Source organism: uncultured Methanofollis sp., assembly GCF_937919355.1.
Lineage (GTDB): Archaea > Halobacteriota > Methanomicrobia > Methanomicrobiales > Methanofollaceae > Methanofollis.
In genome coordinates this window covers 1-4,497 of the sequence record NZ_CALFSA010000188.1, presented here as the reverse complement: position 1 = coordinate 4,497, position 4,497 = coordinate 1, and the positions used below count along the sequence as shown (strand labels likewise).

Genomic DNA, 4,497 nt, shown 5'->3' with positions numbered 1-4,497 from the left:
ATGGGTTTATCGCCGGGGAAAAAACCCGGCTCTCAGGTCATCAGTTCAGTCCATGTTCTCTGAAGCAGGCGGTGTAGCGGGTGTCGCTCCCCCTGATATGGCCTGCGACCCAGTCACGCAGGAACTTCATCACCTCGATGGAGAGGCCGAGATGTCCGCCGGCATATGCCTGCTGAAAATCCGCGACTTTCGCGACGAAGGCGTCGTGCTCTTTCTTGTGGGAGGCATAGGCGGGATACCCGAACTTCTGCATGTACTCTTCTTCGGCGGTGAAGTGGTACTGCGTGTACGCCGCAAGTTCTCCGAGGGTCTTTTCGAGGGCGTCCTTCCCCTGCCCCGAGCGCATGGCGTCGTGGAGTGCGTTGATCTGGGCGACGAGTTTCTTGTGCTGTTCGTCGATCTCGGAGACACCGACAGAGAGGTCGTCTGACCAGTTCATGTATGCCATGGGATATTGTTCGTCATTGTACTAATTATATCATCCGGTTGGGGGGGGTGGCGGACTTCATCGGGTCTCGTTGTCCCATTTTCCGGGACACAGTTGCTCCTGATCCTGATAGGGCGTCCCATCAAAAAGAAAGGATAATGTCGGTCAGGACCGACTCACGCATACCAGTCTCAGAGGGCGACGTATGAATGTTTCCAGATGCATGATCATAGCGCAGAAGGAGTTTGCCGACCACCTCACCAGCAAACGCTTCTTTGTCATCCTGGCACTCTTCCTGATCATCTCGGTCATCGGGATCTCCCAGGGTATCGGAGAGTACGACAGAGACCTTGCAGCGTACCAGGAAAAGATCGCGGCTGTCGAAAGCAGCGGAGTAACCGGGTGGATGCCCGACAGACCTTCTGTGCTCTCCGTATATTCCTCCATCTCAGACCAGATCGTCATTATCGGGGCGGTCCTTGCGATCGCGGTGGGTTTCGACCTGGTCTCAAAGGAGAAAGAGACGAAGACGCTCAAGACCCTCCTCTCCCACCCGGTCTACCGTGACGAGGTGATCAACGGCAAGGCGATCGGCGGGGGCGCGGCGGTCGTCCTCGCAATCGGTCTGGCCATCCTTGTCTCCCTTGCAATGCTCCTCATCGCCAGCATCATTCCGACCATCAACGAGTTCTCCGCCATCGCCACCTTCGGGGCGGTCTCGATCCTCTTCCTCCTCATCTATTTCTCCCTCGCCCTCACCCTTTCCACTCTTGCACGGGACAGCGGGAGCGCGCTCATCGCCACCCTCGTCGTCTTCATCATCCTCTCATCCCTCCTGCCTCTCGCAGGCGAGATCGCCATCGACACATGGGCGGGTGAGCGACCAGATCCCCCGTACGTGCAGAAGATCATAATGTCCGAAAGCGGGGCCATGATCCCGGTCGATACGGATGAACAGGACCCTCAGGGAGAGAAAGAGGCGATGAAGACGTACGAGGCCGAAGCAAAGGTATACTATGAGAAGAAAGCGGCCGTCACCGCCATCGTCGAGGCGGCCTCCCCGCAGACCAATTATAAAAAGATCACGGAGGCAGTCATCGATCCCTATCGCGTCGTAAAGACGCAGAACAGTCCGCAGGGCCCGTTCGGAATAACAGTCACCGACCCGGACACCACGCCGCCGCACTTCACGGATGTCCTCGCAGGCCTCTGGGGGAACATCGCCCTGCTCCTCGTCCTTCCGGGCGTGCTCTATCTCACCGCCTACCTCTGTTTCATGAGGACGGATGTGCGGTGAGACTCCGGAACAGGCACCGGGATGCCGGACATAATTCAGCAGGATGAACGCGAGGAAAAAAGAGCGGCGGTACCCACGAGACATACTCCTGCCATGAACCAGGTTTATTCTCTCTCATCAGGCGGCGGCGGGAGTTCCTCCTCAGACTCGACGACAAAAGACCCGGTGTAGCCGCACTTCTTGCACCTGTACATCGTCCCGGCATACCCGCCGAGCACCTCGTAGAGGTCGGTGCTCCCGCACTTCGGACACCTGAGCATGGGGGAGAGACTCTCCCTCCCCCTTCATCAAACTTTGCCCGCCCCAAACATCTTAATGGGAGAAGGCGTGATGATCGGGTGATCAGAGCATGGGAGCGACCCTTGTGGAGAAGATCTTCTCCGCCCGGTGCGGGAGAGAGATAGAGGCAGGCGACGTGGTGATGGCGGCCGTGGACCGCGCCATGATCCACGACATCACCGGTCCCCTTGCCATCCAGAAGTTCAGGGAGATGGGCGGGGAGCGGGTCTTCGACCCGGCGCGGGTCGTGATGCTCTTCGACCACCAGGTGCCGGCCGACTCCATCCAGGCGGCCGAGAACCAGAAGTTCATGCGGGAGTTTGCACTCCGCCAGGGCATCCACAACTACGACCTCAGGGAGGGCGTCTGCCACCAGGTGGTCCTCGAAAAGGGGCATGCGGCGCCAGGCGAGATCGTCGTCGGTTCAGACTCGCACACCTGCATGTACGGCGCTGCAGGCGCGTTTGCGACCGGCATCGGTTCGACCGACATGGGCTTTGTCCTCAAGTTCGGCGCCCTCTACTTCAGGGTGCCAGACTCGATCCGTGTCGAGGTGAACGGCGCCTTCGCCCCCCGCGTCGGGGCGAAAGACCTCATCCTCTCGATCGCAGGGGACATCGGGGCGGACGGCGCCACCTACCAGGCCCTGGAATTCACCGGCAGGACCTTCAGGTCGATGCCGATGGCCGGACGGATGACCTGCTGCAATATGGCGATCGAGATGGGGGCGAAGGCCGGGATCGTCCCGCCCGACGGGATCACGCGGGAGTACGTGCAGGCACGACGACCGGACGCCACAGGTTTCGACCTTGCGAGCGACGGGGATGCCACCTATGCGGAGTGGCGGGAGTACGACGTCGCCGACCTCTTGCCGCAGGTGGCAGTCCCCCACAATGTGGACCATGTCGTCGGCGTCGACGAGGTCGCCGGCACCCACATCGACCAGGTCTTCATCGGGTCCTGCACGAACGGGCGGTACGAGGACTTCGCCGAGGCGGCGGAAGTCCTCGGCGACAGGAAATTCTCCGACGAAGTAAGGGTGATCCTGATCCCGGCCTCGAAAGAGGAGTACCTGAAGACCCTCAGGGCCGGACTGATCGAACGCTTCGTCGAGGCGGGCGCACTTGTCGAGGCGCCGTGCTGCGGACCGTGCATGGGCGGGGCCTTCGGCCTCCTCGCACCGGGCGAGGTCTCCCTCTCCACCTCGAACAGGAACTTCAGGGGGCGGCAGGGGAGCACGGAGGCAGGGGTCTACCTCTGCTCCGCGGCGACGGCGGCGGCGAGTGCGGTCACCGGCGAGATCACCGACCCGAGGGAGGTGTGACAATGCAGATCTGGAAATTCGGCGACGACATAGACACGGACGCGATCATACCGGGGCGGTTCCTCACCGAGTACGACCCGAAAAAACTCGCGGAGCACGTCTTCGAGGGGACGAGGGACGACTTCAGGGCGGGGGTCAGGCCCGGCGATGTCGTCGTCGCGGGCAGGAACTTCGGCTGCGGGTCGTCGCGGGAGCACGCCCCCCTCGCCCTCCTCGGGGCTGGGGTGAAGGTCGTCGTGGCAGAGTCCTTCGCCCGGATCTTCTACCGCAACGCCGTGAACACCGGTCTCCTCCCCCTCGTCTGCCCTGACACCAGAGCACTCCTCGAAGGGCGCGAGATACGCGTCGACCCCGCAGGGGGATTCGTGGAGTCCGACGGCGTCAGGTATCAGGTCGAACCTGTGCCGCCCTTCATGCAGGCGATCGTGGACGCGGGCGGACTGGTCGAATATGCAAAGGAGATGAAAGAGGTGGAACTGTGTACAGGGTCGCGGCGATAGGCGGCGACGGCATCGGGCCCGAGATCCTCGAAGAGGGGAAGAAGGTCCTCGACGCCGCGGGGGAGAAGTACGGCTTCGATATCGGGTGGACCGACTTCGATATCGGGGCAGACAGGTACCTGGAGACAGGAGTGCTGATCGCCGAGGACGAACTGAAGGAACTCTCCCGGTACCCGGCGGTCTACTTCGGCGCCATCGGCGACGAGCGCGTGAAGCCCGGCATCCTGGAGAAGGGCATCCTCCTGAAGATGCGCTTCTTCTTCGACCAGTATGTGAACCTGCGGCCGATCCGTCTCCTGCAGGGGGTGCAGACACCTCTCGCCGGCAAGGGACCGAAGGACATTGACTTCGTCGTGGTGCGGGAGAACACCGAAGACTTCTACGTCGGTATCGGTTCGCGCTTCAGGAAGACGGAGAAAAAAGAACTCGAAGTCGTCCGCGACCTCTACTCGGTGAAGTTCGGCCTCGACGTCGAGAGTGACGCCGAGGAGATCGCCTACCAGATCGGCGTCCTCTCCCGCGAGGGGTGCAGGCGGGTGATGGAGTACGCCTTCGACCTTGCAGAAAGGCGACAGAGGCGGGTCACCTCGGTCGACAAGGCAAATGTCCTCTCCGACGTCTATGGCCTCTGGAGAGAGGTCTTCTCCGAGGTCGCGGGGCGCCACCCCGG

Annotated in this window: 6 protein-coding genes; 4 read left to right on the top strand and 2 right to left on the bottom strand. The window is 61.7% G+C overall.

Annotated elements, in window-relative coordinates; genetic code table 11:
- Positions 1 to 40: 40 nt before the first annotated feature.
- Entirely contained in the window at positions 41 to 448 is a 408-nt protein-coding gene (locus tag Q0520_RS09295) for a bacteriohemerythrin (protein WP_298669256.1), read from the bottom strand.
- A gap of 184 nt (positions 449 to 632) precedes the next feature.
- On the opposite strand from Q0520_RS09295, the gene Q0520_RS09290 reads away from it, so the two are divergent.
- Positions 633 to 1,724, top strand: coding sequence for an ABC transporter permease (locus Q0520_RS09290; protein WP_298669253.1), 1,092 nt, complete (start codon positions 633 to 635; stop codon positions 1,722 to 1,724).
- Positions 1,725 to 1,828: 104 nt separating this feature from the next.
- Here the strand turns inward: Q0520_RS09290 and Q0520_RS09285 are convergent, their stop codons facing one another.
- Positions 1,829 to 1,984: a hypothetical protein gene (locus Q0520_RS09285; protein WP_298669250.1), complete on the bottom strand. Its 156-nt coding sequence runs from the start codon at positions 1,982 to 1,984 to the stop codon at positions 1,829 to 1,831.
- Between the two features lie 89 nt (positions 1,985 to 2,073).
- On the opposite strand from Q0520_RS09285, the gene Q0520_RS09280 reads away from it, so the two are divergent.
- The 3 genes from Q0520_RS09280 to Q0520_RS09270 form a co-directional block, all read left to right on the top strand.
- Complete coding sequence (locus Q0520_RS09280) at positions 2,074 to 3,327, top strand: 3-isopropylmalate dehydratase large subunit (RefSeq protein ID WP_298669247.1); 1,254 nt, start codon at positions 2,074 to 2,076, stop codon at positions 3,325 to 3,327.
- Between the two features lie 2 nt (positions 3,328 to 3,329).
- Positions 3,330 to 3,827 carry a 3-isopropylmalate dehydratase small subunit gene (locus tag Q0520_RS09275; protein ID WP_298669245.1) on the top strand — a complete coding sequence of 166 codons (498 nt, stop codon included), beginning with the start codon at positions 3,330 to 3,332 and terminating at the stop codon, positions 3,825 to 3,827.
- Positions 3,806 to 4,497 (top strand): isocitrate/isopropylmalate family dehydrogenase (locus Q0520_RS09270; protein WP_298669242.1); only part of this gene is annotated, 692 nt, incomplete at its 3' end. The genes Q0520_RS09275 and Q0520_RS09270, both read left to right, overlap by 22 nt.

What these genes read in the sequence shown, in the direction of transcription:
- Q0520_RS09295 (WP_298669256.1), bottom strand. Translation starts at nt 448, where the DNA reads ATGGCATACATGAACTGGTCAGACGACCTCTCTGTCGGTGTCTCCGAG.
- Q0520_RS09290 (WP_298669253.1), top strand. Translation starts at nt 633, where the DNA reads ATGAATGTTTCCAGATGCATGATCATAGCGCAGAAGGAGTTTGCCGAC.
- Q0520_RS09285 (WP_298669250.1), bottom strand. Translation starts at nt 1,984, where the DNA reads ATGCTCAGGTGTCCGAAGTGCGGGAGCACCGACCTCTACGAGGTGCTC.
- Q0520_RS09280 (WP_298669247.1), top strand. Translation starts at nt 2,074, where the DNA reads ATGGGAGCGACCCTTGTGGAGAAGATCTTCTCCGCCCGGTGCGGGAGA.
- Q0520_RS09275 (WP_298669245.1), top strand. Translation starts at nt 3,330, where the DNA reads ATGCAGATCTGGAAATTCGGCGACGACATAGACACGGACGCGATCATA.